General features: G+C 71.1%; 28 protein-coding genes. 12 read left to right on the plus strand and 16 right to left on the minus strand.

The features are described from left to right. Window positions 1-11: 11 nt before the first annotated feature. The 3 genes from V1351_RS15355 to V1351_RS15365 all read left to right on the plus strand — a co-directional run bounded on the left by V1351_RS15355 (window position 12) and on the right by V1351_RS15365 (window position 3683). Window positions 12-1100, plus strand: a complete 1089-nt coding sequence (locus V1351_RS15355) for a glutathione-independent formaldehyde dehydrogenase (RefSeq protein WP_338749139.1) — start codon at window positions 12-14, stop codon at window positions 1098-1100. Window positions 1101-1176: 76 nt separating this feature from the next. Further along, window positions 1177-1911 (plus strand): DsbA family protein, encoded by a 735-nt coding sequence (locus tag V1351_RS15360; protein ID WP_338749141.1) that lies wholly within the window; start codon window positions 1177-1179, stop codon window positions 1909-1911. A gap of 83 nt (window positions 1912-1994) precedes the next feature. Further along, window positions 1995-3683 carry a M4 family metallopeptidase gene (locus V1351_RS15365; RefSeq protein WP_338749143.1) on the plus strand — a complete coding sequence of 563 codons (1689 nt, stop codon included), beginning with the start codon at window positions 1995-1997 and terminating at the stop codon, window positions 3681-3683. 213 nt (window positions 3684-3896) lie between these two features. On the opposite strand, the gene V1351_RS15370 is transcribed toward V1351_RS15365, so the two are convergent. From V1351_RS15370 to V1351_RS15395, 6 genes are all read right to left on the minus strand, one after another. Beyond that, a complete protein-coding gene (locus tag V1351_RS15370; RefSeq protein WP_338752571.1) occupies window positions 3897-5129 on the minus strand; it encodes an MFS transporter in 1233 nt (410 codons plus the stop codon). A 119-nt stretch (window positions 5130-5248) separates the two neighbouring features. Then, window positions 5249-5695: an OsmC family peroxiredoxin gene (locus V1351_RS15375; protein WP_338749145.1), complete on the minus strand. Its 447-nt coding sequence runs from the start codon at window positions 5693-5695 to the stop codon at window positions 5249-5251. Between the two features lie 74 nt (window positions 5696-5769). Continuing rightward, window positions 5770-6102 (minus strand): TraR/DksA family transcriptional regulator, encoded by a 333-nt coding sequence (locus V1351_RS15380; protein WP_338749147.1) that lies wholly within the window; start codon window positions 6100-6102, stop codon window positions 5770-5772. Continuing rightward, window positions 6102-6626: a hypothetical protein gene (locus V1351_RS15385; RefSeq protein ID WP_338749149.1), complete on the minus strand. Its 525-nt coding sequence runs from the start codon at window positions 6624-6626 to the stop codon at window positions 6102-6104. The genes V1351_RS15380 and V1351_RS15385 overlap by 1 nt, the downstream gene beginning before the upstream one ends. 1 nt (window position 6627) lies before the next feature. Next, a complete protein-coding gene (locus V1351_RS15390; protein ID WP_338749151.1) occupies window positions 6628-7512 on the minus strand; it encodes a cytochrome c biogenesis CcdA family protein in 885 nt (294 codons plus the stop codon). Then, on the minus strand, window positions 7513-8247 hold the full coding sequence (locus V1351_RS15395) for a DsbA family protein (protein WP_338749153.1): 735 nt from the start codon (window positions 8245-8247) through the stop codon (window positions 7513-7515). It lies immediately after the preceding gene. Window positions 8248-8295: 48 nt separating this feature from the next. Between V1351_RS15395 and V1351_RS15400 the strand changes: the two genes are divergently transcribed. Further along, window positions 8296-9054 carry a GntR family transcriptional regulator gene (locus V1351_RS15400; RefSeq protein WP_338749155.1) on the plus strand — a complete coding sequence of 253 codons (759 nt, stop codon included), beginning with the start codon at window positions 8296-8298 and terminating at the stop codon, window positions 9052-9054. 58 nt (window positions 9055-9112) lie between these two features. Here the strand turns inward: V1351_RS15400 and V1351_RS15405 are convergent, their stop codons facing one another. The 5 genes from V1351_RS15405 to V1351_RS15425 are packed head-to-tail and all read right to left on the minus strand — an operon-like array spanning window position 9113 to window position 13549. Further along, a complete protein-coding gene (locus V1351_RS15405) occupies window positions 9113-10489 on the minus strand; it encodes an MBL fold metallo-hydrolase (RefSeq protein WP_338749157.1) in 1377 nt (458 codons plus the stop codon). Between the two features lie 28 nt (window positions 10490-10517). Further along, window positions 10518-11105, minus strand: coding sequence for a rhodanese-like domain-containing protein (locus V1351_RS15410; RefSeq protein ID WP_338749159.1), 588 nt, complete (start codon window positions 11103-11105; stop codon window positions 10518-10520). A gap of 37 nt (window positions 11106-11142) precedes the next feature. Continuing rightward, window positions 11143-11952 (minus strand): sulfite exporter TauE/SafE family protein, encoded by an 810-nt coding sequence (locus tag V1351_RS15415; protein ID WP_338749161.1) that lies wholly within the window; start codon window positions 11950-11952, stop codon window positions 11143-11145. Between the two features lie 7 nt (window positions 11953-11959). Beyond that, window positions 11960-12139 carry a hypothetical protein gene (locus V1351_RS15420; protein WP_338749163.1) on the minus strand — a complete coding sequence of 60 codons (180 nt, stop codon included), beginning with the start codon at window positions 12137-12139 and terminating at the stop codon, window positions 11960-11962. A gap of 33 nt (window positions 12140-12172) precedes the next feature. Then, window positions 12173-13549 carry an MBL fold metallo-hydrolase gene (locus tag V1351_RS15425; protein ID WP_338749165.1) on the minus strand — a complete coding sequence of 459 codons (1377 nt, stop codon included), beginning with the start codon at window positions 13547-13549 and terminating at the stop codon, window positions 12173-12175. Between the two features lie 27 nt (window positions 13550-13576). Between V1351_RS15425 and V1351_RS15430 the strand changes: the two genes are divergently transcribed. The 3 genes from V1351_RS15430 to V1351_RS15440 all read left to right on the plus strand — a co-directional run bounded on the left by V1351_RS15430 (window position 13577) and on the right by V1351_RS15440 (window position 14852). Beyond that, complete coding sequence (locus V1351_RS15430) at window positions 13577-14026, plus strand: DUF302 domain-containing protein (protein ID WP_338749167.1); 450 nt, start codon at window positions 13577-13579, stop codon at window positions 14024-14026. Window positions 14027-14054: 28 nt separating this feature from the next. Beyond that, a complete protein-coding gene (locus V1351_RS15435) occupies window positions 14055-14321 on the plus strand; it encodes a metal-sensitive transcriptional regulator (RefSeq protein ID WP_338749169.1) in 267 nt (88 codons plus the stop codon). Window positions 14322-14390: 69 nt separating this feature from the next. Continuing rightward, entirely contained in the window at window positions 14391-14852 is a 462-nt protein-coding gene (locus V1351_RS15440; protein ID WP_338749171.1) for a pyridoxamine 5'-phosphate oxidase family protein, read from the plus strand. Window positions 14853-14915: 63 nt separating this feature from the next. Here V1351_RS15440 and V1351_RS15445 read toward each other — a convergent pair whose 3' ends face one another. After that, on the minus strand, window positions 14916-15095 hold the full coding sequence (locus tag V1351_RS15445; protein WP_338749173.1) for a hypothetical protein: 180 nt from the start codon (window positions 15093-15095) through the stop codon (window positions 14916-14918). 284 nt (window positions 15096-15379) lie between these two features. Between V1351_RS15445 and V1351_RS15450 the strand changes: the two genes are divergently transcribed. The 5 genes from V1351_RS15450 to heR all read left to right on the plus strand — a co-directional run bounded on the left by V1351_RS15450 (window position 15380) and on the right by heR (window position 19555). Next, on the plus strand, window positions 15380-16075 hold the full coding sequence (locus tag V1351_RS15450) for a DUF981 family protein (RefSeq protein WP_338749175.1): 696 nt from the start codon (window positions 15380-15382) through the stop codon (window positions 16073-16075). A 74-nt stretch (window positions 16076-16149) separates the two neighbouring features. Then, window positions 16150-17475 (plus strand): serine hydrolase domain-containing protein, encoded by a 1326-nt coding sequence (locus V1351_RS15455; RefSeq protein ID WP_338749177.1) that lies wholly within the window; start codon window positions 16150-16152, stop codon window positions 17473-17475. 20 nt (window positions 17476-17495) lie between these two features. After that, window positions 17496-18338: an oxygenase MpaB family protein gene (locus V1351_RS15460; RefSeq protein ID WP_338749179.1), complete on the plus strand. Its 843-nt coding sequence runs from the start codon at window positions 17496-17498 to the stop codon at window positions 18336-18338. Between the two features lie 20 nt (window positions 18339-18358). After that, the gene (locus V1351_RS15465) at window positions 18359-18733 is read left to right on the plus strand and encodes an SRPBCC family protein (protein WP_338749181.1); all 375 of its coding nucleotides are present in this window, start codon (window positions 18359-18361) and stop codon (window positions 18731-18733) included. 60 nt (window positions 18734-18793) lie between these two features. After that, window positions 18794-19555, plus strand: coding sequence for a heliorhodopsin HeR (heR, locus tag V1351_RS15470; protein ID WP_338749183.1), 762 nt, complete (start codon window positions 18794-18796; stop codon window positions 19553-19555). A 10-nt stretch (window positions 19556-19565) separates the two neighbouring features. On the opposite strand, the gene V1351_RS15475 is transcribed toward heR, so the two are convergent. From V1351_RS15475 to V1351_RS15490, 4 genes are all read right to left on the minus strand, one after another. Beyond that, window positions 19566-20912, minus strand: a complete 1347-nt coding sequence (locus V1351_RS15475; protein WP_338749185.1) for a short-chain fatty acid transporter — start codon at window positions 20910-20912, stop codon at window positions 19566-19568. A 119-nt stretch (window positions 20913-21031) separates the two neighbouring features. Continuing rightward, on the minus strand, window positions 21032-21238 hold the full coding sequence (locus V1351_RS15480; RefSeq protein ID WP_338749187.1) for a hypothetical protein: 207 nt from the start codon (window positions 21236-21238) through the stop codon (window positions 21032-21034). Next, a complete protein-coding gene (locus tag V1351_RS15485) occupies window positions 21235-22044 on the minus strand; it encodes an ABC transporter permease subunit (RefSeq protein WP_338749190.1) in 810 nt (269 codons plus the stop codon). The genes V1351_RS15480 and V1351_RS15485 overlap by 4 nt, the downstream gene beginning before the upstream one ends. Next, on the minus strand, window positions 22041-24653 hold the full coding sequence (locus V1351_RS15490) for an alpha/beta fold hydrolase (protein WP_338749192.1): 2613 nt from the start codon (window positions 24651-24653) through the stop codon (window positions 22041-22043). The genes V1351_RS15485 and V1351_RS15490 overlap by 4 nt, the downstream gene beginning before the upstream one ends. Between the last annotated feature and the right edge of the window lie 23 nt (window positions 24654-24676).

The following is a 24676-nucleotide window of genomic DNA, read 5'->3' on the forward strand; positions in this document are numbered from 1 at the left end:
ACGTCCAGGACGTGGAGGACGCGCGCATCGAGGACCCGACCGACGCACTGGTGCGGATCACCACCACCGCCATCTGCGGGTCCGATCTGCACATGTACGAGGGACGGACCGACGCCGAGCCGGGCATCACCTTCGGGCACGAGAACATGGGGATCGTCGAGGACGTCGGGCCGGGGGTCACCTCGGTCCGCACGGGCGACCGGGTGGTGATGCCCTTCAACGTCGCCTGCGGCTTCTGCGACACCTGCCGGGCGGGCAAGAGCGCCTTCTGCCTGACCGTCAATCCCCCCGGTGCGGGCGGCGCCTACGGGTACGTGGGCATGGGGCCCTACCCGGGCGGGCAGGCCGAGTACCTGCGGGTCCCCTTCGCCGACTACAACTGCGTCCCCCTCCCCGAGGGCTCCGAGCACGAGAAGGACTTCGCGTTGCTCGCCGACATCTTTCCCACCGGGTACCACGCCACGGAGCTGGCCGGCGTCCGCCCCGGGGACACGGTCGCGGTCTACGGAGCCGGGCCCGTCGGCCTGATGGCGACGTACTCGGCCCTGCTGCGCGGTGCCAGCCGGGTCTTCACCGTCGACAAGTTCGCCGACCGGCTCGATCTGGCGGCCCAGATCGGCGCCGAGCCGATCGATTTCACCACGGGGGACCCGGCGCAGCAGATCGCGGACGAGCTCCGGGCACCGGGGGTGGATCGGGGCATCGACGCCGTCGGGTACCAGGCCACGGCCGAAGGGGGCGACGAGCAGCCCGCGATCGTGCTCAACCAGTTGGTCGAGACGGTCCGCTCGACCGGGTCCATCGGGGTCGTCGGGCTGTACCTGCCTTCCGACCCCGGCGCACCCAACGAGCACGCCGCGAAGGGGGAGCTGCTCTTCAAGGTCGGGCGCTACTTCGAGAAGGGCCAGACCATGGGCACCGGCCAGGCCGATGCCAAGCAGTACGCACACTTCCTGCGTGACATGATCATCGCCGGCCGAGCCGAGCCCGGCTTCGTCGTCTCCCAGGAGCTGCCGCTCGCCGAGGCCCCCGATGCCTACTCCCGGTTCGACAAGCGCGAGGAGGGCTACACCAAGGTGCTCCTCCAGCCCGGGACGTAGGTCGGAGCGGCCCGCACAGGTCGGCCCGTCCGGGTCAACCCGCGCGGGTCGGCCCACGGTGCGTAGGGTCTCGACCATGTCCGACAAGACCCGCCGCGTCCTCGCGATCATCCTTGCCCTGGCGATGGTCGGCAGCCTCGCCGCGGGCGTCATCCTCTCCAGCCTCGGCGGGGGTTCCGGCAACAGCGCCCCGGGAGCCGGCCAGAGCGGGTCGAGCTCGGCCCACGGTGACCCCCGCGAGGCCGAGGACGACATCGCACTGGCACGGCGTGACGCCGATGACCCGACGGCCATGGGGGACGTGGACGCGCCACTGGTGCTCATCGAGTACGCCGACTACCGGTGCCCGTACTGCGGGGTCTTCAACCAGGACACCCTGCCCACGATCGTCGAGGAGTACGTCGACACCGGCAAGGTCCGGATCGAGTGGCGCGACCTACCGCTCTTCGGTGAGCAGTCGAGCGATGCCGCTGTCGCCGCGCGTGCCGCCGGGAGGCAGGACCGTTTCTGGGAGTACCACGACGCGGTCTACGCAGATGCGCCCGAGCGCGGGCACCTCGAGGTCACCCGGGACAAGCTCCTCGCCTGGGCCGAGGAGGTCGACGTGCCGGACACGGAGCAGTTCGAGGAGGACCTCGACGACCCGCAGCTGCTGGACCTCGTCGAGGCTGACGCCCGCGAGGGCCAGCAGGTCGGCGCCACCGGGACGCCGACCTTCGTCATCGGCCACGAGGCGCTCGTCGGCGCCCAGCCGATCGGGCTCTTCCGCGACCTGCTCGACGACCAGCTCGAGGCCGTCGGGGTGCAGTAGCGATCGCCGGTCCCGGAACCGTCGAGACCTTCTCGCTGTCGGGCACCGGGCCTAGAATGAGGTGATCGACGAAGGAGCACCCGATGCCCGACGATCACCGTCCTGACGGACTGACCAGATATTCCATCCACGCGTGGGACGACTCCTCGACCGAAGCCCTCTCGACCATCACGGCGCACCGCGGGGTCCGCGCCGGGATCGCTCCGGAGGTGCACGACGTCCTCGACCCGGAGTCCGCTGCGCGGGGGTATCTCGACGACGCCCTGGCGAGTACCTCCCTTCCCTCCCTGACCGTGCCCGAGGTCGCCGGCACGCGGACCGGTTTCACCCCGATCGGCACCGAGACCGTCGCGCTCACCGGGACGCGCACGGTGAAGTTCCGTCAGGTCCTCCACGACATCCCCGTCTACGGGTCCTTCGTCGTCGTCGAGCTCGACGGGGACAACGAGCTGGTCGGCATCGACACGACGACGGGACGACCCGAGGACGTGGACCCGGTCGCCACCATCGCCCCGGCCCGCGCCGTCGAAATCGCTCGCGAGGCGCCCGGTGGCTACTCGCCGGTGGCCACCGCGGTCCCCCGGCTGCACTTCTACTACGACGGCGGGGAGGAGCGGTGGCGCTTGGTCTACCTGCTCGAGGACGTGCCCGTGACCACGTCAGGCGGGGCGACGGGGGCGGACCCTCCGGTCCCGGAGGCGCCCCACCTCGTGGACTACGTGATCGACGCCCACGACGCGTCCGTGGTCGATGTGCTGCCACGCACGCCCAGCCTGACCGCCGAGGGCGTGGAGCAGACGGCCGCGGACTCCTACGGTGTCCAGCGGACCTTCGTCGCACAGTCGGAGCAGGAGCGGCTGGTGCTGCGGGACCCGGTGCACAACGTCGAGACCTTCGACTTCGGCTTCGACGACCCGGCGACCGATGCCGACGCCCTGCCGGGGGCGCTCGTCGAGAACCCACCCGACTGGTCACCGGCGGCCGTGAGCGCCCACGCCAACGCGATCGTCGTCTCGCGCTTCCTGCGCACGGTGGTGCTGCGCAACAACATCGACGGCCGGGGCGGGCCGCTGACCTCGACCATCAACTGCGTCGTGCAGTCCGCCAGCAGCGGACCGAAGGAGTGGGCCAACGCCTTCTGGAACGGCACGCAGATGGTGTACGGCCAGATCCGCAACGGCGACGACCTGCGCTCGCTGTCGGCGAACGTCGACGTCGTCGGCCACGAGATCTTCCACGGTGTCACCGGCTCGACCGCGCGGTTGGAGTACCGCGCCCAGTCGGGTGCGCTGAACGAGTCGTACTCCGACGTCTTCGGCACGATCATCGCCAACATCGGCAACGAGGATCCCCGCACCTGGGACTGGCTGATCGGCGAGAAGCTCTTCCCGGACCGTGAGGCGCTGCGCGACATGGCCGACCCGACCCGCTTCGACCAGCCGGCGCACATGGACGACTACCAGGACCTGCCCGTCACCCAGAACGGGGACTGGGGCGGGGTGCACACCAACAGCGGCATCCCGAACAAGGCGGCCTACGTCCTGCTCACCACCGAGGATCCCGATGGCACTCTCGCGCTCACGCCGCACGAGGTCGCCGCGGTCTACTACATCGCGCTGACCCAGCGGCTCTCCCGGACATCGCAGTTCGCCGACGCCCGGCGGGCGTCCGTCGCCAGCGCCCGCTCCTTCCTGCGCGGCAGGCCCCGGGACGAGCGGGACCGGAAGGTCGCCGCCGTGGGGGCGGCCTTCGACGCCGTGGGGATCGCCTGACCAGCCGTGGGGGTCACCTGACGAGGTGGGATCACCTGGCTACGTGTGCCCACGGAGTCGCAAGAGCCAAGCAGGTGCGACGTCACCCGCCGCCGGCGTCGGGCCGGTCGGGGGCGAAGGGGGGCGTGCCTGCGCCGGTCGGTGTGGAGCCGGGCGCAGGGTGGCCGGCCCGGCCCACTCGGTCTCCAGGAGCGACTGACTCTCGCTCCCGGCTCACCGATCCGCCGTGGTCCAGCGCGGCCGCTCACGCCCGCCGCCGTAGCCCAGCGGCACGCGCGGCGGACGGACGACCAGATCGGTGAGGAACATCCGTCGCGACAGCAGGACCAGAGCTGCGGCGGCGAAGAAGACCAGGGCCGACAACCGCCACGAGGTCTCGTAGCCGAAGGCGTCGACGGCCATCCCGAAGAGGAGCGGCCCGGTCGCCCCGCCGAAGAAGGCGCCCGCCTGGACGTACCCGGAGGCCTTGGCCGGGGACTCGCGACCGATCCTGGTGACGGCGAAGAGGAACAGGCCGGGCCAGGACCATCCGATGGCGAAGGCCACCAGGCTCGCCGCGACGTAGCTGGCGACGCCGGGCAGCGAGAGGGCCAGCAGGGCCACCCCACCGATGGCCATCTGGGTGGCCACCACGGGCAGGTTGCGTCCGTGGCGGCGATCGGCGAGCTGCCCCACCAGGAGCCGACCGACGACGTTCAGCGCGCTGCCGGCGGCCATCAGCCCACCGGCCTGTGAGGGCGTGAGCCCGACCTCGAAGCCCCACGAGGCGATGAAGGACCCCATCGAGTTGGCGGCGGCGCTCCCCAGTGCGATGGCGGCCGTGACCACCAGCAGAGCCCTGACCGGTGGAGCATCCAGGCCGGCGCCCCGTGGCGGGGCAGCCGTCGAGCCGTTGCGCCCGGGGGCCAGCAGACCGGCGAGGACGACGACGAGCCCGACGCCGCCCAAGGTCCAGTACGTCGAGCGCCACCCGAGCTGGGAGGTCATGGTCGGCACGGCCAGACCGGCCAGCACGATCGCCACCGGGACCGCGGACTGCTTGACCCCGAAGCCGATGCCACGGCGATGGGCCGGGATGCTCCGGGACATCGCCAGATTCGCCGTCAGCTGGTGTGCGGCATTGGCGCAGCCGAGCACGACCATGCAGGCGACGAGGGTCAGCCACCCGTGGGCGAGCAGGGCCACCCCGACTCCCCCGACGGCCGAGAGCCCGCCGGCGACCATCGTCGACAGGCGTGGGCCCGCGCGGTCGGCCACTCCCCCGCCGAGAATCGCCACCAGGGAGGCGGCCGTGAAGAAGGCGGCGACGGCAACCCCGAACCGCTGCTCCCCGAACCCCAGCTCACGGCGCAGCGGCACCGACTGGGTCGCGAGGAGGAAGACCGGCACGGAGCCCACGGTGGTCAGCAGGCTGGCCCCGAGGACCTTCCACACCGCCGACGACATCACCACCCCATGATGCGACATCCCCGGTCAGGAGCGTGGCCGCGTCCGGCGAGGAGGCTGCAGTCGTCGGGACCGCCCCACCCCGGAGGCGGCGCGAAGGGGGAACGTCCGGCTGGCGGCTACGCGCTCACCAGCGCGGCGTCCACCGTGATCGTCGCTCCGGTGAAGAGCCGCGAGACCGGGCACAGCGCAGACGCGGACTCGACGATCGAGCCGAAGGCCTCCTCGTCGATCCCGTCGACGACGGCCCTGACGGTGATTGTCGAGGTGGTGATCGTCGGCGTCCCGTCGACCTCCTCCAGGGAGATGGTCGAGCTCACGTCGAGGCGGCTCGGCGGAGTCTTGTTCTCGTCCAGGGTCAGCGCAAGTGCCTGCGAGAAGCACGAGGAGTGCGCTGCCGCGAGGAGCTCCTCGGGGCTGCTCCTGCCGCCGGGCGCCTCGGTGCGCGAGCCCCACGTGACCAGCTGGTCGTCCAGGACACCACTGCTGGAGTCGTGCAGGGTCCCGCGTCCGGTGGCGAGGGGACCCTCCCAGGTGGTCGTGACGGAACGGTCGGCGATGCTCATGCTGATCCCTTCAGTTGGTATTTTTCCCACCGTACTCCGTGGAAAATGGCAACACCAGCCCTCGCCCCCATCAGTCAGGCGCAGTCGATGCACCGTCGCGCGGTGGGCCTGGCCTCGAGGCGCCCGGGCGCGATCGGACGGCCGCACTGCTCGCACGTGCCGTAGACGCCTCGGTCGAGCCGCCCGAGCGCGGCATCGACCTCCTCCAGGTGCGCCCGCCCCTGCCTGACGAAGGCGTCGACCTGCGAGCGCTCGAAGGCGATCGTCGCGCCCTCCGGGTCGTGCTCGTCGTCGGCGTTGCTCCCTTCGCTCGCCTCGACGAGTGCGGTGAAGTCGTCGGTGAGCACCGACAGTCGTTGGAGCGTCGCCCGACGCTCCTCGTCGAGGTGTGCCCGATGATCCGTCATCAGCCCATCATCCCGGCTCCGGCCCGTGAGCCACGGATCCGACAACCTCGCTCCCGACGCACCCGCACGACCAGCGCCCACAGGAGCACGCCGATCGCCGTGGCAGCGAGGAAGGGCTGCACGGGCGCGAAGTACTGCAGGGCTCCCGCGTAACCGAGCGCGATCAGGACCAGCTTGTTGCACACGGGGCAACCCACGGCGAAGAAGGTCGCGAATGCCCCGGCCATGCCCAGGCGGGAGCCGCGCTCACCCCCGTCGTCCGGGTCGCGACGGGCGACGTAGGTCGCGGTGACCAGTCCGGCCAGCACCGAGGTGACCACCAGGACCGGCCACGCCCACACGGTCGTCGGGATCTCCCGGCTGAAGAGCGGGGTGGGGATCATCGCGGTCGGGACCGCCGTCACGATCATCGTCAGGACCGCGACCCCCGCAGCGGTCCACCAGCGCCGGGCCTGCCACGTGCGCAGCTCGTCGAGGAACGACGACGTGGTCGCCTGCTCTCGGGGCGGGGTCAGGGTGTCCATGTCAGTTCTTCCTGCTCATCGGGTCGGGACCGACGGCGTGGTCCCCCGTGTCGGCGGGGTCCACGGGCCGGGAGTCACGCCGCCCACTGCGTTGGCGCCACAGGGCGATCCCACCCAGGACCACGACAGTGGCGGCGATGAACCAGATGTCCGAGACCCCGGCGCTCCAGGTGCTCAGCGCCGACTCGGCCGAACGCTGGGTACTGATCGTGAAGACACCACTGAGACTGGCGGTGCCCTCGGTGAGGATCAGCAGCACGCCGATGGCGATCGACAGGACTCCGGAGATGACCATCGCCCAGGTGTTGCGCCACGGGCCAATCGAGACCTCCTTGGGGGCGATGGCGGCCCGTCCGCGCGTCCCCAGACGCTTCCAGACCGCCGCGAGCACGAAGAGCGGGACGGTCATGCCCAACGCATAGAGGGCGAGCACGGAGCCGCCGTAGATCGGGCTGCCGCTCACGGCCGCCACCATCAGCACCGACCCGAGGATCGGTCCGGCACAGACCCCGGCGACGGCGTACACCGCGCCCAGGGCGAAGACCGATCCGACCGAGGTGCTGTCGCGCTGCCGGCTGGTGGATCGGGACAGTCCCGGCACCGGCAACCCGGACAGCTGCCACAGCCCCAGGAGGATGATCACGGTCGCGGCCACGGTCACCAGCGTCATCCGGTGGGTGGTCAGCAGGGAGCCGAGCGACCCGGAGAAGACCCCCAGGGGCACGAGCGTGACGCTCAGGCCCGCGTAGAAGATCGCCGTGCGACCGATGAGTGCGCTCGGGGAGGTGAAGGCGTAGGCGAAGAAGGCCGGCAGCAGCATCACCGAGCACGGACTCAGCAGGGTGAGGATGCCTCCGAGGAAGGCCCCCGTGTAGCCGATGTCCATCTACTCGTCCTCGACGGCGGCGAGCTCGTCGTCGATGAGATCACGGAAGGTGTCCGTCGGCTGGGCGCCGACGACCCGCTGGTCACCGATGACGAAGGTCGGCGTCCCCGTCGCGCCCACCTCGGTGGACGCCTCGCGGGAGTCGGCCTCGACCTTCTCGCGCAGCTGCGGGTCGTCGAGATCCTGCTCGAACTGCTCGAGATCCGGCACGTCGGCCTCCTTCGCCCAGTCCATGATCTTCGCGTCGGTGATCTCCAGGTGGCCGCGCTCGGGCGCGTCCGCGTACATCGCGTCGTGGTACTCCCAGTACCTGTCCTGCTCCCCGGCGGCCCGGGCAGCCATCGCACCCTTGACCGACTCGTCGCCGAAGACGGGGAAGTCGCGCCACTCGAAACGCAGCGTGCCGCTGTCGATGTACTCCTCGATCAGCGTCGGCATGGTGTCGCGGGCGAAGGCACCGCAGAAGGGGCAGCGGTAGTCGGAGTACTCGATGAGCACGACGGGCGCGTCGACATCACCCATGGCGGTGACGTCGTCGACGTCCCGGCGGACCAGCCCGACCTCCTCCTCGGTCATGCTCTCCTGGGCAGGTGACTGCTCCGCGGTCGCGTCGGCGGATGAGGAGGTCTCGGCGGACTCGTCGTTCCCCTTGGAGAGGAAGACCCCCGCTGCCAGCAGGACCACGACCGCCACGGCAGCGACTATGGTCAGGACACGTCGGTTGGAACCGGTCATGACGACGACGGTACCTCAATGTATATACATTTCAATCGGGAGGCGGACGTGCGGACACTGCCACGGTGGCGCGAGATCAGCGACGACCTCCTGCACCGGGTGCAGGAGGGCGAGTTCGCCCACGGCTTCCCGGGTGAGCTGGCGCTGTCCGAGCGCTACGGGGTCAGCCGTGGCACGATCCGGCAGGCCCTGACCCCGCTGCGCGAGCAGGGGATCGTCGGCGGCGGGCGCGGTCGTCGCCCCTACGTGATCAACACCAGCCGCACGTCCGGCTTCGGGCCGATGTACAGCCTGCGCGACGCCATCACCGCCCGGGGCGGGAACGAGAGCTCCGAGGTCGTCGCTCAGCGCATCGTGACCAGCCCCCAGGTGTCCACCGCCCTCGGGCTGGCGGCGCAGACCCCCTTCGTCCACGTGGCACGGGTGCGCACGGCCGACGGTGCCCCCTTCGCCATGGACCGACTGTGGATCATCGCCTCCGCCGCCGAGCCGCTGCTCGAGGCGGACCTCACGGAGACCTCCGTCCACGACGTGCTGCGCACCCGGTGCGGCGTCGAGTTCGACGCCGGGGTGGAGTACACCCACTCCGTCCCGGCGAGCGCCGAGGTCGCCGACCGGCTCGCAGTCGACGAAGGGAGCCCCCTCCTGACCGTCCGCCGCAAGTCCTGCCTCGCCGGCCGGCCGGCGGAGCTGCGCGACACCTGCGCCGTCGGCGACCGGGTCACCCTGACCCACGTCTTCGGCGACGCCTCGGCCGTCCTGGACTGCGGCGGGGACGGGCGGCCCATCGAGATCCCGTGGGACTGAGCGAGAACCGACGTGACGTCGCCGTCCCGCGCCCGGCGCACTGCCCGCCCCTGACGAGTCAGACTCCCGCGGGGGCCCGCTCCGCCCAGGCGGCGTAGCCACCGACCAGGTCGGTCACGTCAGCGTGGCCGTGCGAGCGCAGCAGGCTCGCTGCGACCGAGGAGCGCCACCCACTGGCGCAGTGCACCAGCACCGGCCGGTCGCTCGGCAGCTCACCGTGGCGGTCCGCCAGCTCGGCCAGCGGGATGTGCACGGCCTCGGGGATGAGCTGACCGTCCTCGCGCTCGCCGTCGTTGCGGACATCGAGGAGGACGGTCCCGTCGGCGAGGTCCCCTATCTCCGGCACGGCGATGCGCTGTGCGGCGGTCACCAGGTCGGACAGCGCCGCGAGGGCGGTGGCGGGCTCCTGCACGTAGCCCACGACGGAGTCGAAGCCGATGCGTCCCAGACGCAGGGCGGCCTCGCCCTGACGGCCCGGCTCGGTGAGGACGAGGATCTCGGCCTCGTGGTCCAGGACCGTGCCCGCGGTCTCGGCGAATCGGCCGTCGAGGCCCACGTTGACCGACCCCGTCAGGTGCTCGACGGCGAACTCCTCGGGCGAACGGGTGTCGACGACGACGGCCCCGCCCTCGATCGCGGCACGTACCTCGGTCGGCGTGAAGGGGACGACCGGCTCGTCCGGGTCGAGCAGCTCCCGGTTGCGCAGGTTCAGCGCGGCGTCGACCTGGAAGTAGGCCGGCGCGGAGGGCTGACCCGTGGTCACCATGTCGACGAACTCCTCCACCGACATCTGCGCGGCGAAGGGGTTGGTCTCGCGCTGGGCGCCGATGTTCGACTCGAGCTCGTCGGACAGACCGCGGCCACAGGAGGACCCGGCGCCGTGGGCCGGCATCACCCTGGTCGTCCCGGGCAGCGTGAGCAGGACGTCGTGCAGCGTGCCGTACATGGCCTCGGCCAGGGGCTGGGGGGTGGACCCGTCGGAGACGACCAGGTCGGGTCGACCGACCCCGCCGATGAAGAGCGAGTCGCCGGTGAGCACCGCGTGCGCGGTGCCGTGCTCGAGGACGAGCACGCTGATCGACTCCCAGGTGTGGCCGGGGGTCTCCAGGATCTCCAGGGTCACCTCGTCTCCCAGCTCGATCCGGTCGCCCCGGCCCAGGCTGCGCACCTCGAACTCGGCACGCTCGGCGGCAGTGGGGCCATAGCCGATCCACGCACCGGTCGCGGCGGCGAGCTCCAGGTGGCCGGCGACGAAGTCGGCGTGCACGTGGGTGTTGATGACGCCCACGATGTCGAGGCCCTGTTCCTTGGCATCAGCCAGGTACTCGCTGATGTCGCGTCGCGGGTCGACGACGACGGCCTTGCCGGTGCCTTCGTCGGCGATGAGGTACGAGCCGTGCGACAGGCAGCCCAGGTAGTACTGCGTGAGGATCATCGGATCTCTCTCCTTCGGTGCATGTGGGTCAGCGGCGGCCCTCGCGCAGCTGCGCGAAGACCGTCTCGGGGGCGGGCATGTTGCGGCGGTTGTACGGGAGCTTGGACAGCAGCATCCCCATCGCGCAGGTGTCGGTCAGGGCCGCTCCGGTGAGACCGGCTCCGATCCCGGCAGAGATCCACTTGGCCTGTGGCACGACGGTGCTCGCGAGGACTCCGGTCAGCACGATGGAACCGGCCACCAGGCGGACCTGCCGCTCGAGGTCCCACGTGCCGTCGCCGCGCACGACGTCGCCACCGGCGCTCTCCCACGCGGTGATCCCGCCGTCGAGGATGTGCAGGTTGGGCAGACCGGCCGTGGCCAACGCACCCTCGGCGCGGCAGGCGCGGCCACCGGAGCGGCAGACGAGGACGACGTGGTCGTCGAGGTGCTCGACCAGCTCACGGCGGTGCTCCTCGAGGAGATCCAGGGGCACGTTGTAGGAGCCGGGGATGTGCACGTCGGCGAACTCGCCGGGGGTGCGCACGTCGATGATGCGGCCGGTGGGTCCGTCCATCCAGTCGCGCAGTTGCGCGACGTCGAGGGTGGCGGGCCGGGTGGCGGTGTCAGTGGTCACGGGGGTCCTTCCGGATGGTGGTGGTGCTGGGTTCGGGTCAGGCCAGCAGCGCTGGCACGGACTGCGCGGCGGTGAAGGCGGCGATGGCCAGGACGAGCACCGCGAATGCTTGCGAGAGTCGCTCTGCAGGGAGTCGGTCGGCGACGCGGCTGCCGACGAGACTGCCGACGACGGCGACCGCGGCGAAGCCGAGGATGAGGGGCCAGTCGAGATCGCCGACGCCCTGCTGCGCCCGTGCTGCCAGCGCCGTCGCGCTGTTGATGGCGACGACGAGCAGGGAGGTGCCCACCGCCACCGGCATGGTGAAGCCGAGGACGAGCACGAGGGCGGGGACGAGCACGAAGCCACCACCGACGCCGAGGAAGCCGGTCAGCAGCCCGACGAGGGTGGCCGCGACCACGAGCTTGAGCAGCCGTGGGCACGCGCAGGTCAGGGGTCGGAGGGTGAGGATCGGCTCATGGGGTCCGGCCTCCTCGCTCCGCGGTGCCCCGGCGCGGCTGCGCCGCAGCATCAGGACGGCGACGACGACCATGAGTACCGCGAAGACGGTCATCAGGACCTCACCGGGAACGGCCCGGGAGGCCGCCGACCCGGCGAAGGAGCCGGCCGTGCCCAGCAGGCCGAAGGTCAGACCCTGACCGAACCGCACGCGCTGCGCACGGTGGTGCGCCGGCAGTGACAGCAGGGAGGTGATGCCCACGATGATCAGCGAGCTGGTCGTCGCGGTCACCGGGTCCTGCCCCAGCACGTGCACGAGAGCCGGAACGGCCAGGATCGACCCTCCTCCGCCCAGGGCTCCGAGGGCCAGACCGATGATCAGGCCGAGGGGGATGACTGCGAAGGGCACCGGCGGCTCAGCCGCGGCCGAAGAGGCGGGCGAGGGGCCCGCGGGTGGCGGTGTCCCCCTTCGTCGGGGTGGAGTGTCCGGGGCAGCGCTGGCTGCCGGGCACCGACTTCATCACCTGGTCGACGTGCTGGCCGCAGCCGGCCCAGGTGGTCTTGCCGCACTGGCGGCAGGTCGCTTGACGGCACATGGGGGTCTCCTTGGGTCAGGGGGGAAGGGTGTGTCAGCGGGAGGAGGTCATCGGCAGCCCGGCGTCGCCGGCATTGCCGAAGGCGTCGTCGACGAGCACGACCGTGTGGTCGCGCGCCGCGAGGACCGATGCGGCGATCGAGGCCCGGTAGCCGCTGCCGCAGTGGACCCACAGCTCGCGGTCGGGGACCTCGTCGATGCGGTCGAGGAGCTCGCCGATCGGGACGTTCTGCGCGCCCTCGATGTGGCTGTCCTCGTACTCGCCCACGAGGCGGACGTCGAGGACGTGCACCGGACGGTGGTGGCGCACCTGGGACAGGTCGGCGAAGACCGCGGTCTCCAGGGTGCCCAGTGGACGGTCGGTCCAGTCCTGCGGCCCACCGGTGGCGGCGCCGGCGATCCGGTCCAGGCCGATCCGGACCATCTCGCGCTGGGCCTGGGCGACCTGCTCGGAGCTCTCACCGAGCAGGGTGACCCGGGCGCCCCAGGGGATGAGCCACCCGAGGTAGGTGGAGAACTGGCCGTCGAGGCCGAAGTTCAGCGTCCCGGTCATGTGCCCGGCCGCGAAGGCGGTGCGGGTGCGCAGGTCCACGACCCACTCGCCAGCGTCGATGCGCCGGGCGAGGGTGTCCTTGTCGGCCCGCTCGGGGGCGCTCAGGTCGGCCTCGGTCGGCCCCGCGGCGTTGGCCGGGGTCATGTGGACGTAGTAGGCCGGGTAGGCGTCGAGGCCCGCGAGGGTGTCGGCGACCCACTGCTCCTCCTCCTGGGTGAGCGCGGGGTTGGTGCGCTTCTCCTCGCCGATCGTCGACTCGGTGGCGCCGCCGGTGGACCCGGCGGAGCAGAAGGAGCCGAACCCGTGGGTCGGCAGTACGTCCGCCTGCTCCGGAAGCTCCTCCGCGAGGCGGTTGATCGAGGCGAACTGGTGGCGCACCAGGTCGTCCGTGTGCTCCTGGCCGAGCAGGTCCGGGCGACCCGTGGCCCCGAAGAGCAGCGACCCGCCGGTGAAGACCGCCGAGGCGGTGGCCCCGGAGTCGGTGACCGTCTCCACCGCGTACGAGAGGTGGGTGAAGGTGTGGCCCGGAGTCGCGATGGCCCGCACGCGCATCGTCGGGGAGATCTCCACGACGTCACCGTCACGGATCGGCTCGCGGTCGAAGGAGACCTCGTCCTGACCGTTGACGTGGTAGCGGGCGCCGAGACGGCGCGCCAGGGCCAGGCCCCCGGTCACGTAGTCGTTGTGGAGGTGCGTCTCGAAGACGTCGGTGATCCGCACCCCGGCCTCGTCGGCGGCCGCGAGCACGCGGTCGATGTCCCGCTGGGGGTCGACGACGAAGGCGACGTCGCCGTCATGGGCGAGGTAGGAACGGTCGCCCAGGCTCGGGGTCTCGATGGTCATGATCGTGGGTTCCATGGGTGACAAATTAATACCCCTAGGGGTATGCTGTCAACATCGGTCGACACGGCCGCACACCGAGAGGAGATCGACATGCAGTACGCGATGACCACCGCAGTGGACGCCCCCTTCGCCGAGACGCTCGCCGCCACCCGTGAGGCACTGGCCGACCAGGGCTTCGGGGTGCTCACCGAGATCGACCTGGCTGCCACGCTGAAGGCGAAGGTCGACGCCGACATCGAGCCGCACGTCATCCTCGGCGCCTGCCGTCCGCAGCTGGCCGAGCAGGCAGTCACCCGGGAGGCGTCGATCGGCCTGCTGCTTCCCTGCAACGTCGTCGTGCGGGCCGATGGGGACCAGCGCACAGTCGTCGAGGCACTCGACCCCGACACGATGGTCGGCGTGACGGAGAATGAGCAGTTGCAGGACGTCGCCCGCGAGGCGCGTACCCGACTGGACGCCGCCCTGACCGCGCTGCCGACCCGCGTCGGCTGAAGCACCCGATCACGAAGGAGCAATGGACATGGTCACGTTGGACATGGAGGACATGGGACCGGTCGTCAACCGGTTGCGCCGGGCGCAGGGCCAGATCGGTGGGGTGATCCGCCTCATCGAGGAGGGCCGCGACTGCAAGGACGTGGTGACCCAGCTCGCCGCGGCCAGCCGGGCCCTCGACCGGGCCGGCTTCGCCATCGTCTCCTCCGGCCTGCAGGAGTGCCTGTCCTCGCCCGACGGCGTCAACGAGGACGACAAGGCCGCGATGGAGAAGCTCTTCCTCACCCTCGCCTGACGGGCGCGGGCCCCTGTTGCGACGGCCCCGGGCTCGGATAGCCTCGAAGCACCGTCAGGAGGCGATGGCATGACCGAGGAACACGACGTCGAGCGGCTCTCGGTGGACACCTGCTGGGCGCTGATGCGCACGACCACGGTCGGGCGGCTGGCCGTGGTCCTGGACGACCACCCGGACATCTTCCCGATCAACTACGCGGTCGACCGAGGCACCGCGGTCTTCCGCACGGGCGAAGGGAGCAAGGTCGCCGGCGCCCTGTCCGGCGCCCCCGTCGCCCTCGAGGCCGACGGCTACGACCACGAGACCGGCCGCGCCTGGAGCGTGGTGGTCAAGGGCAGGGCGCGCACCATCACCGAGGTCGATGACCTGATGGACACCCTTGACCTCGCCCTCTCCCCCTGGCAGGGGGGCGAGAAGGACCGGTTCATCCGCATCACGCCGGGCGAGGTCACCGGGCGTCGCTTCGGCGTCGTCGATCCGAGCACGTGGGGCACCCTCCCCAGCGGCTCACCTCGGGCGTCGACGGAGTAGGCAGACCGACGGCACCGCCATCTGGTGACGATCACGGCAGCTGAGGTCGTGCGAGCGTGATGGCTACCCGTCGCGCCGCAGCGCGCGCCACCACTCACCGATGCGCCTGACAAGGTCTTCGGAGCGCTCCACGGAGTCGCGGCGACGCTCGCGCTCGAGTTCCTTCTCGGCCATGAATGTCTTCGCGTCCTTCTCGGTGCGTGTCCGCACCCAGTGGCCGCTTCCTCCGAGACCGTAGGCCATGGCCCCCACTCCTTCCGATCATTGGACGGGACTACCGAGTCCCTCGACGGTAGCAGCGAAACGCCACACCGGGCCCGGTCTGCCGGCAACCAATCCCGGGCCGCTCGAGGTTCGTGCTGCGGGGGAGGCAGCTCGGCCGGTTTGCCGCGGTGACGCGGCGCCCGCCGACCCACTTGGCCTGCGCCGCAAGGCGATCGGGAATCAAACCGTTCTCCTTCCCGCTGAACCGGACAGTTGTCCCACACACGTGACCGGACAGGTCACCAGCACAAGGAGTCGCACAGATGGTCGTCTACAACGAACTCGTCGCGGTCACAGCGGGCGCCGGCCTGCTGGGCTTCGCCTGGTTCCTCAAGCAGCTCGTCCAGGACCGGGTCGTCGAGAGCGAGGGATGGGCGGCGTTCTTCGGCATCACCGGGCTGCTCCTGCTGATCACGGGTCTGCACACGACCATGACCTGGCCCTTCGGCGGCGAGGGCTTCGAGTACGCCAACATCGCCTTCGGCCAGCCCGCGGCAGGATTCGGCGCCCTTCTCCTCTTCGCCGCGATCTACCTGTGGCGCCACCGGGAGCTGTTCTCCGGTGATCTCGACGCGGCCACCGTGAACGCGACGGCCCTGCGGGCCCTGAAGCCAGTGAGCATCTTCGTCGGCGCACTCGGCCTGGCCATGGGGGTGCTGGCCATCACCTTCGTCCGCTTCCAGCTCGGAGCCGCCCCGCCGGAGGAGCCGATCAGTGGTCGCTTCGGTCACCTGCCGATCCTCGAGGCGCTCTTCCTCGGTGGGCTCTGGGGCATCGTGGCCGTCGGGGCCATCCTCTTCGCGATCGCGCTGCTCACCGATCGTCCCGGGCTGCTGCGCTGGGCCATCTGGGCGTGGGTCATCGGCGGCGTGGTGTTCCTGCTCTTCGGTGCGATGAACTTCTACACGCACATCGGGATGTACTACAACATCGAGCACGGCACCATGCACAAGTGGTGACGACGCGCTGAACCAACCGAAGGAGGCGCCGACGGTGGGCGCTCCTGCGCGGAGGCGGGCCCTACGCTGAGGTCGTGTCCCGCCTCCGCGCCGTCTCGTTGGTCCTGCTCGTCATCGTGCTCGTCGCCACGGTCGGTGGGTACTGGTACGCCCGGCCGTTGCTGCTCACCGGCACCGGGTACGCCGCGCACAATGCCTGCGCCCTGCAGGAGATCGCCGGCCGCAGCGACCCGGAGGACGACCTCCCGCCCAACCCACTGGTCCCCCTCCTGAGCAGTGACGTCGACGAGAACGGCGCCTCCTCCAGCGTGCTCGGCATCCTCAGCACGCAGCGCGCGTGGGCGACGCACGGGTACGGGTGCACCCTCGCCGACGAGCGTCCCGAGCTCGACGACCCGACTGCGGTGACCGCGTCGGGCAACCCCTTCGCCGATGCCTCGCGACCCGCGCCGGATCCCGCCGTCGAGACAGCCGTCGACACCGCCTTCGGCCAGGACCTCCCCCCGCAGGAGCAGGAGGACCTGGGCACCCGCGCCGTCGTCGTCCTCCAGGACGGCGAGCTCGTCGCCGAGCGCTACGCCGACGGCTTCGACCGGGAGACACCGCAGCTGGGGTGGTCGATGGCCAAGAGCGTGACCAACCTGCTCGTCGGTCGGCTGGTCATGCAGGACGCGGTTGGTCTCGAGGACGACCACCTGCGTCCGGAGTGGGACGACGGCCGTGGCGAGATCACCATCCGCAACCTGCTGCAGATGACCAGCGGGCTGGCCTGGGACGAGACGTACGCGCTGGGCACGCCGATCACCCGCATGCTCTACCTGGAGGAGGACATGGGCTCCTACGTCGCCTCCCAGGACCTGGAGCACGAGCCGGGTGAGTACTTCGAGTACTCCAGCGGCAGCACCACGCTGCTGTGCTCGATCCTCACCGAGCGGTCCGGGACCGGGGCCGATCTGCCCCGACAGGAGGTCTTCGCGCCCCTGGGCCTGGGCAGTGCCGTCCTCGAGCCGGACGGTTCCGGCACGCCGGTCTGCAGCTCCTACATGTGGGCGACGCCGCTCGACTGGGCGGCGGTCGGCCAGTTCGCGCTGCAGGACGGCGTCTGGGACGAGGAGCGTCTGCTTCCGCAGGGGTGGATCGAGGAGTCCACGACACCGGCGAGCGTCGCCGATGACGGCCAGGCCTACGGGAGCGGATGGTGGGTCAACAGCCGACCCGACGGCAGTCCCGTGCACCCCGAGCTGCCCGAGGACGCCTACTTCGCGCAGGGACACGACGGGCAGAGCATCACCGTGGTGCCGTCGCAGGGTCTGGTCGTGGTGCGGATGGGCTTCACCCCGACCCGCGATGACGACCGCTCGGTCCGGCTCGCCGCGGACCTCGTCGAGGCCGTGCGATGACGGCTCGCAGGGGGTCTCGGATGGTCACCGCACCGGACCTGCGGCGTCTCATCGGCGAGGCCGTCCGCTCCAGGGTGGCCGGCCCGGATGCGGACGCGGCCCACGCTCGGATCTGGGACACCCCGGGAGCCCGGTGGTTCACCCCGGCGGACCCGATCTGGCGCGTGCACAGCGATGCGTCGATGTTCGTCGCCGGGATCACGGCCCTGCTCCTGCAGTCCCTGCACCCGTCCGCGATGGCCGGCGTGGCCGGTCACAGCGGCTACCGCAGCGACCCGTGGGGTCGGTTGCAGCGCACGAGTCACTACCTGGCGACGACGACGTTCGGCACCATCGAGCACGCCCAGGAGGCGATCGCCGCGGTGCGCAGCGTGCACGAGCGGGTCCGCGGCACGGACGACGAAGGACGTCCCTACCGAGCCAGTGACCCCGACCTGCTCCGCTGGGTGCACATCGCCGAAGCGTGGTCCTTCCTCACCGCGCACCAGCGACACGGCGCGGATCCGCTCACGCCGGACGAGGCCGACACCTACGTGGCCCAGAGCGCCGTCTCGGCGTCGGCGCTCGGTGCCACGGATCTGCCGATGACCGTCGCCGAGCTCGAGGCGGCCCTGGCCGACGCCCGCGACGGCCTGCGCGCCACGCCGGCGGCCCGGGACGCGGCCGCCTTCCTGCTGCGGGAGCCGCCTCTGCCATGGGCCGCCCGCCCCGGTTATCAGCTGCTCGCCCTGGGCGCCGTCGCGCTGCTTCCCGACTGGGCGCGCGAGGAGCTCGACCTGCCCCGCCGCCGGGGCGCGTCCGTAGCCGGGGCGCTGGGGACCCGCCTGGTGCGCTGGGGCCTGGCGGCTCTCGACCAGGGGTGACGGTGAGGAGCACCGCGCGCGTGAGCGTGACCGGCACGGCCACGGTCGGGACGGTCTGGCAGCGCTACGTCGAGCCACGCCTGTGGCCGACGTGGTCGCCACAGATCCGGTCGGTCGAGTACGACCACCCCCGGCTGCGGTCGGCGACGAAGGGGGTGGTGCGCACCTTCGGCGGCCTCGGCGTCCCGTTCACCATCGAGGAGGTCTCGTCCACCGAGCACACGTGGCGCTGGCGGGTCGAGGCGTTCGGGCTCCCCCTTCGCCTCGATCACGGGGTGCGCGCGCACCCTCGGGGCTGCGAGACCTGGCTCGAGGTCACCGGCCCACCGGTGATCAGTCGGGTCTACGCCCAGGCCGCGACCATCGCGCTCCGTCGTCTCGTGCGCCGGGAGTGAGACAGTTGGGGCGAGGCGGCCGAGGCAGCAGCGGCCGCGCGTCCTGGAGAGGGCCACACCATGGAAGCCACCGGCGTCACCGAGTCGAGTCTGGGTCGACTGCGGATCTGGAACATCGGCCTCACCGTCCTGCACGCGGCCCAGGCCGTGCTCGTGCTGGTGCTGGCCAGCGACTTCGCCATCACGGTCACCTCGCAGTACCCCCAGGGACCGCCCGGATCGGCACCGCCGGCGCCCGAGGCGCTCTTCGACGTGCGGATCGGCGCCGCGATCGCCGTCTTCCTCGCCTTGGCAGCCCTGGACCATCTGCTCACCGGCACCGTGCTGCGGCACCGGTACGAAGGGGGTCTGCGCGCCGGGGTCAACCGCTTCCGGTGGATGGAGTACTCGGTCAGCGCGACCCTGATGATCATCCTCATCGGCTTCTACACCGGCCTGACGGGCATCACCGAGGTCCTCCTGATCATCGGCGCCAACGTCGCGATGATCCTGTTCGGATGGGTGCAGGAGCTGATGAACCCACCAGGCCGGACGAGGACGACGATGCTCCCCTTCTGGTTCGGGTGCGTGGCCGGCGCGGCCCCGTGGGTGGCGATCCTGGTGAACACGCTCGGGGCGGCCGAGGTGCCCGGCTTCGTCCTCGGGATCATCGCCTCGCTGTTCGTGTTCTTCATGAGCTTCGCGCTCAACCAGTGGCTGCAGTACCGACAGGTCGGCCGGTGGGCCGACTACGCCTACGGCGAGAAGGTCTACCTCGTGCTCAGCCTCGTCGCCAAGAGCGCGCTGGCGTGGCAGATCTTCGGAGGGTCACTCGCCGGCTGAGCGACGACCGCTACGTCCACAGCGACGCGAGGACCATGGTCGCCGCGAAGACCACCCCGGTGACCAGGAGCGTGACCGTGGTGAAGCCCATGACGTCCCGGATGCGCAGGCGGGCGATGGCCAGCATGGGCAGCGCCCAGAACGGCTGGATCATGTTCGTCCACTGGTCGCCGTAGGAGACACCCATGATGACGATCGCCGGGTCGACGCCGAGCTGCTTGGCCGCATCGAGGAAGATCGGCGCCTGGATGGCGAACTGGCCGCCGCCGGAGGGGACGAAGACGTTGACCAGGCCCCCGGCGAGGAAGGCCCACAGGCCGAGGGTGACGTCGTTGGAGATCGAGACGAAGAAGTCGGCGAGCATCTCCACCAGTCCGCTGGCGGTCATGATCCCCATGATCCCGGCGTAGAGCGGGAACTGCACGAGGATCTCGCCGACGTTGGATGCGGCCTTGGCCACGAGCTGGCCGAGTTCGCGCGCGCTCGTCACCAGCAGCAGGATCAGGCACAGGAAGGTCCAGTTGACGATGTCGAGCGTCAGGGCCATGCCCTCCTGGGCGAAGTAGATCACCAGGTAGGCCAGCAGGAACAGACCCAGGCCCGTGGTGACGATCCGGGACCCGTCGATCCGGTCGGCCGGGACGGGCCCGTGGCCGGCGTCGATCGGGCTCGCGTCGTCGGCCTCCTCCAGTGAGGCGTCCTTGGGGAGCTCGAGGATGCGGTCCTTCGGGCCGGGCGCCATGAGCATCATCGCGACGACGATGACGATGACCGTGACGACGGCCGCGATCATGTTCCACGAGGAGAAGATGGTCTCGCTGACGGGGACGGTGTACCCGAGCTGCTCCTCGACGAAGCTGTCCGGCGTCGCCGCGGCCAACGGTCCGGAGCCGGAGTAGCCCATGTGCCAGACGACGAACCCCGAGTACCCGGAGGCAACGAGTAGGGGGTAGTGCAACCGCAGTCCGCGATCGCGCCCGACTCGGGCCACCTCGATGGACAGCAGTGCCGCCACGACGAGCCCCAGACCCCAGGTGAAGAGGGACGCGATGGCCGCGCAGAACGCGACGAAACCGTATGCCTGCACCGGTGTGCGGGGCACCCGGGCCAGACGTTCGAGCAGTCGCCGCACCGGGCCCGTGTTGGCGAGGATGTACCCGAGCAGGAGCACCAGGGCCATCTGGGTCATGAACGCCAGGAGGCCGGTCAGTCCGTCACCCCAGGCGCGGACCACGTCGACGGGCCCGATGTCGGTCGCGGCCAGTGCGACGACCGCCACGATCGCGGTGAGGACGACGGCGAAGACGTAGGCAGTGGGCAGGTACCGCTCGGCCAGCCTCACCAGGGGCGCGGACATCGCCTTGAGCATGGCGGACTCCTCGTGCAGATGTGTTGTGGGCCACAGCAGTGTAGGAGCCCCCTCCCGGGCGCGCAGGTCGTGGAGGACGAGCGCTCAGGCGTCGAGGCGGCTGGGCCTCACTGCCCCCTTCGCCCGGCGACGAGCGTGACCACCTGCAGCAGGAGCAGCACTGCCACGCCGGCCCACCCCCACCACCCGCGGTCACCACTGATGGCGGTGGGAAGCAGCAGGACGGCACAGAGCAACGGCACGATCGGGCGAACTCGGTCGTACACGGACCGCCGCCGGGTGCCGGTCCCCGGCGGCTGCTCCCGGCCGCTCAACTGAGCACGTCCTTGCGGGCGAAGTGGTGGTAGCCCAGGGCGATGAAGACCGTCGCGTAGAGCAGGGCCCACAGCACCCCGGGCACCAGGGCCCCGTAGTCGGCGTCGGGAGCGAAGAGGGCGATCCACTCCCGGGCGTAGTGGTTGGGCAGCGCCCGTCGGTAGTCGCCGAGCGCACTCAGGGCATCCAGGATCGAGGAGACGATCGACGCGAACACCGCGACGCCGACCGCGGCCAGGGGTGCGTCGGTGCGCACCCCCATCCAGAACGCGATCCCGGCGAAGGGCAGCTGGGCCACGAACACGTACCCGGCGCCCACCGCCAACCGGCGCAGCACCTCCCCCCAGCCCAAGGTCTCGCCGCCGCTGAGCGACAGCGGGCCCCACCCGTAGAAGACGCCACCCACGAGCACCACCCACACGAGCAGAACAAGGACCGCCACCGCGGTCAGGACCAACCCGACGAGCAGCTTGCTGGTCAGCAGCCTGCCTCGGGGAACCGGGGCGATGAGCAGGTAACGCAACGAGGACCACGAGGCCTCCGCGGGCACCGGGTCGCCGACGAAGAGGGCGGCGAGGATCAGGATGAGCAGCTCGGCGGTGATGATCAGCATGAAGACCGCGAAGTTGGCGGCGCCCGTGGTGGCCAGATCGGCGAAGCTCTGCCCGCCGCTCTCGTCGTCGCCGAGGGTGAACGCGCCGACCACGACCAGCGGCAGGGCGAGCAGGATGAGGTACGACCACCGGGTGCGGGGGCGGGTGACCTGGCGCCGCAGCTCCACGCTCGGGCTCAGTGGGCGCCTCATCGTGGCCGCACCCGGTTGAGGTGGTCCCCGTCGCCGGCCCCGGCGATGGTCGAGAGGAAGACCGACTCCAGGGTGTGTCCCTCCGCGACACCCACGTCGTCGACCGAACCCGCCGCCAGCACCCGCCCAGCGTGCATCATCACGACGTGCGAGCAGGTCATCTCGACCTCGGCGAGCAGGTGGCTGGAGACGACGACCGTGCGCCCACCTGCCGCGTACTGCGCCAGGATGGGTCGCATGGCGGCGATCTGCGGTGGGTCCAGCCCGTTGGTCGGCTCGTCGAGGATCAACACCTCGGGCATCCCGAGCATCGCCTGGGCGATGCCCAGTCGCTGTCGCATGCCTTGGCTGTAGGCCTTGACCGGGCGATCGATGGCGTCACCGAGCGCGGCGATGTCCAGCGCCTCCTCCAGCTGCGCCTCCTCGACCGGGCGGCCGGTGGCCGCCCAGTAGGAGAGCAGGTTCGCGCGGCCACTCAGGTGCGGCAGGAAGCCGGGGCCCTCCACCAGTGCACCGACCCGACCGAGGACGGCGGCGCCGGCCGTGACCGGTTGGCCCAGCACGTGTGCGGTCCCTGCGTCGGGGCGAATCAGACCCATGACCATCCGCAGGGTCGTGGTCTTGCCGGCGCCGTTGGGGCCGAGCAGCCCGACGACCTGGCCGCGCTCGGCCCGCCAGCTGACGTCATCGACGGCGCGGTGCCCGTCGGGGTACTCCTTGACCAGTCCCTCGATGACCAGGGGCACGTCCACCAGGTCCGACCGGATCGGGTGCGGTGTCCGTCGGCGGTGGACCGCCGCGCCGCCGGCCAGGAGGAGCAGCAGGGCCAGCGCCCCGGCCACTGCGAGGGTCTCGCGGTCCCAGATGCTGTCGGCGGCCACCGGCACACCGGTCGCGACGGGAAGGCTCAGCCCGGGCTCGGCCACGAGCACCTGATCCGCGCGCACCCGGTCCGGTCCGGTGTAGGCCGCGTCGGTCGCTGTCACCAGCACCCGCCACGTCGAGCCGGCGTCCATCCGCCAGGTGCCGCCGGGAAGGGCCACCTCGACCTCGGTGGGTGTGCCCGGGTCCAGGTCGACCTGGATCGGCGCGACGAGGCGTCGGGGCAGCACCGGGCTGTCGTTGCGCACCTCCCACAGCGAGAGGAAGAGGGTGCTGCGCGACTGCGTCGAGGCCAGCTCCACCGTGACGGAGGGTTGGCCGACCACGGTCACGTCCTCCGGCAGCGGCGCACTGTCGAAGGCCACCGACTGACCGGGGAGCGCCGACAGCGGGTAGGTGGACAGCTGCGACGCCAGTCCGCCGAGTGCGCCGAGGCCCGGCAGCCCGGTGTTGGCCTGCGGTACCCCACCGGGTGGGTTGACCAGGGCCGTGCCGGCCACCGGGGCCATCGGCAGCACCACGGAGTCGGCATCCGCACCCGTGGGTGGGTAGCTCACGGCCTCGACGAACTGCTCACCCTCGTCCGCGGCGACCTGGCTCGACGGGGGCAGTGCGTACCTGAATGCGGGCACCGGCAGCGTCTCCCGGGTCGTGGGCTCGTCAGCGCGCAGCGTGCCCGCCAACCAGGTCAGCAGGTCCCGGGTCTGCCGCTCCTGCTGGACGGACGGGTCGATCGGCTGGGGCACCGCGGCCTCGCCCGATGGGCCGCCGCCGGTGCCGGTCGACTGCGGGTCGACGCCCTGGGTGGCACCGTCGTGCCCACCGTTGAACCACGTGACGGCCACGGGCGTCCCCGCCTCCTGCAGAGCCGTGGCACTGGCATCGGCCTGGTCGATGCCGAACAACGTGTCGGACATGCCCTGCTCCAGGTACACCGGAGCCTCGATGTCACCGAGCGTGGCTGCGGGGCTGTGCCTGCGCAGCAGCTGCAGCAGGTCCGGATCGGCCTTCCCGGTCTCGGCTGCCCGGGTGAAAAGGTCGCACACCCTGGCGGAGAATCCGCCGCAGAGCGAGTCGGTCTGCGACCCGCCACCCAGCGCACCCATGAAGAAGTTCGAGGCCCACAGCGCCTTGAACGGGCCGGGCTGGTCGACCCCCTTCGCCGACTGGGGGAAGAAGGCCTCGGCGAGGTCGTGCCAGGTGATCGACGCGACCACCGAGTCGATCCGCGGGTCGGCACCGGCTGCCATCAGGGCCAGTGCACCGCCGTAGCTCCCTCCGGCGACGGCAACCCGCGGGTCATCGCTGGCATCGAGTCGTACCTGCGGCTGCTCCGCGATGAGGTCGACGAGAGCGAGCGCATCGGCCACCTCGTAGTCCGGGTCGTTCAGGTGGACGGCCCCGCCGGACTCGCCGAATCCGCGCGCGCTGTACCCGATGACGAGGTACCCCTGATCCGCCAGGGACCGTGCCCGGTCGGCGACGTCGTCCTTGCTGCCGCCGAAGCCGTGGGCGAGCAGCACCGCCTCGTGCGGGCCCTCGGTCGCGGGGCGGTAGATGGTGGCGTCGATGGTGACCTCCTCGCCACCGGGTTCCGCCCCGACGGGCACCCGCACCTGCTCGGTCCGCACCTGGGGAGTGCTGTCCGTGCCCTGGGCCGCGGCGACCGGTGCGCCGAGCGCGCCGATGACCGCAGCGGCGACGAGCATGGAACGGGCCTTCGGCATGGTCCATTGTCTCAGGCGCGCGT

Origin of the sequence: Janibacter sp. A1S7, from assembly GCF_037198315.1 — a bacterium.
GTDB classification, from domain to species: domain Bacteria; phylum Actinomycetota; class Actinomycetes; order Actinomycetales; family Dermatophilaceae; genus Janibacter; species Janibacter alittae.

Bases quoted from the DNA above. Each gene is read 5' to 3' on its own strand.
- V1351_RS15435 (WP_338749169.1), top strand. From the start codon at position 14,055: ATGGTCACGTTGGACATGGAGGACATGGGACCGGTCGTCAACCGGTTG.
- V1351_RS15450 (WP_338749175.1), top strand. From the start codon at position 15,380: ATGGTCGTCTACAACGAACTCGTCGCGGTCACAGCGGGCGCCGGCCTG.
- V1351_RS15475 (WP_338749185.1), bottom strand. From the start codon at position 20,912: ATGTCCGCGCCCCTGGTGAGGCTGGCCGAGCGGTACCTGCCCACTGCC.
- heR (WP_338749183.1), top strand. From the start codon at position 18,794: ATGGAAGCCACCGGCGTCACCGAGTCGAGTCTGGGTCGACTGCGGATC.
- V1351_RS15390 (WP_338749151.1), bottom strand. From the start codon at position 7,512: ATGGACATCGGCTACACGGGGGCCTTCCTCGGAGGCATCCTCACCCTG.
- V1351_RS15365 (WP_338749143.1), top strand. From the start codon at position 1,995: ATGCCCGACGATCACCGTCCTGACGGACTGACCAGATATTCCATCCAC.
- V1351_RS15490 (WP_338749192.1), bottom strand. From the start codon at position 24,653: ATGCCGAAGGCCCGTTCCATGCTCGTCGCCGCTGCGGTCATCGGCGCG.
- V1351_RS15440 (WP_338749171.1), top strand. From the start codon at position 14,391: ATGACCGAGGAACACGACGTCGAGCGGCTCTCGGTGGACACCTGCTGG.
- V1351_RS15395 (WP_338749153.1), bottom strand. From the start codon at position 8,247: ATGACCGGTTCCAACCGACGTGTCCTGACCATAGTCGCTGCCGTGGCG.
- V1351_RS15460 (WP_338749179.1), top strand. From the start codon at position 17,496: ATGGTCACCGCACCGGACCTGCGGCGTCTCATCGGCGAGGCCGTCCGC.
- V1351_RS15425 (WP_338749165.1), bottom strand. From the start codon at position 13,549: ATGGAACCCACGATCATGACCATCGAGACCCCGAGCCTGGGCGACCGT.
- V1351_RS15375 (WP_338749145.1), bottom strand. From the start codon at position 5,695: ATGAGCATCGCCGACCGTTCCGTCACGACCACCTGGGAGGGTCCCCTC.
- V1351_RS15485 (WP_338749190.1), bottom strand. From the start codon at position 22,044: ATGAGGCGCCCACTGAGCCCGAGCGTGGAGCTGCGGCGCCAGGTCACC.
- V1351_RS15370 (WP_338752571.1), bottom strand. From the start codon at position 5,129: ATGTCGTCGGCGGTGTGGAAGGTCCTCGGGGCCAGCCTGCTGACCACC.
- V1351_RS15430 (WP_338749167.1), top strand. From the start codon at position 13,577: ATGCTGTCAACATCGGTCGACACGGCCGCACACCGAGAGGAGATCGAC.
- V1351_RS15405 (WP_338749157.1), bottom strand. From the start codon at position 10,489: ATGATCCTCACGCAGTACTACCTGGGCTGCCTGTCGCACGGCTCGTAC.
- V1351_RS15445 (WP_338749173.1), bottom strand. From the start codon at position 15,095: ATGGCCTACGGTCTCGGAGGAAGCGGCCACTGGGTGCGGACACGCACC.
- V1351_RS15360 (WP_338749141.1), top strand. From the start codon at position 1,177: ATGTCCGACAAGACCCGCCGCGTCCTCGCGATCATCCTTGCCCTGGCG.
- V1351_RS15420 (WP_338749163.1), bottom strand. From the start codon at position 12,139: ATGTGCCGTCAAGCGACCTGCCGCCAGTGCGGCAAGACCACCTGGGCC.
- V1351_RS15385 (WP_338749149.1), bottom strand. From the start codon at position 6,626: ATGGACACCCTGACCCCGCCCCGAGAGCAGGCGACCACGTCGTCGTTC.
- V1351_RS15380 (WP_338749147.1), bottom strand. From the start codon at position 6,102: ATGACGGATCATCGGGCACACCTCGACGAGGAGCGTCGGGCGACGCTC.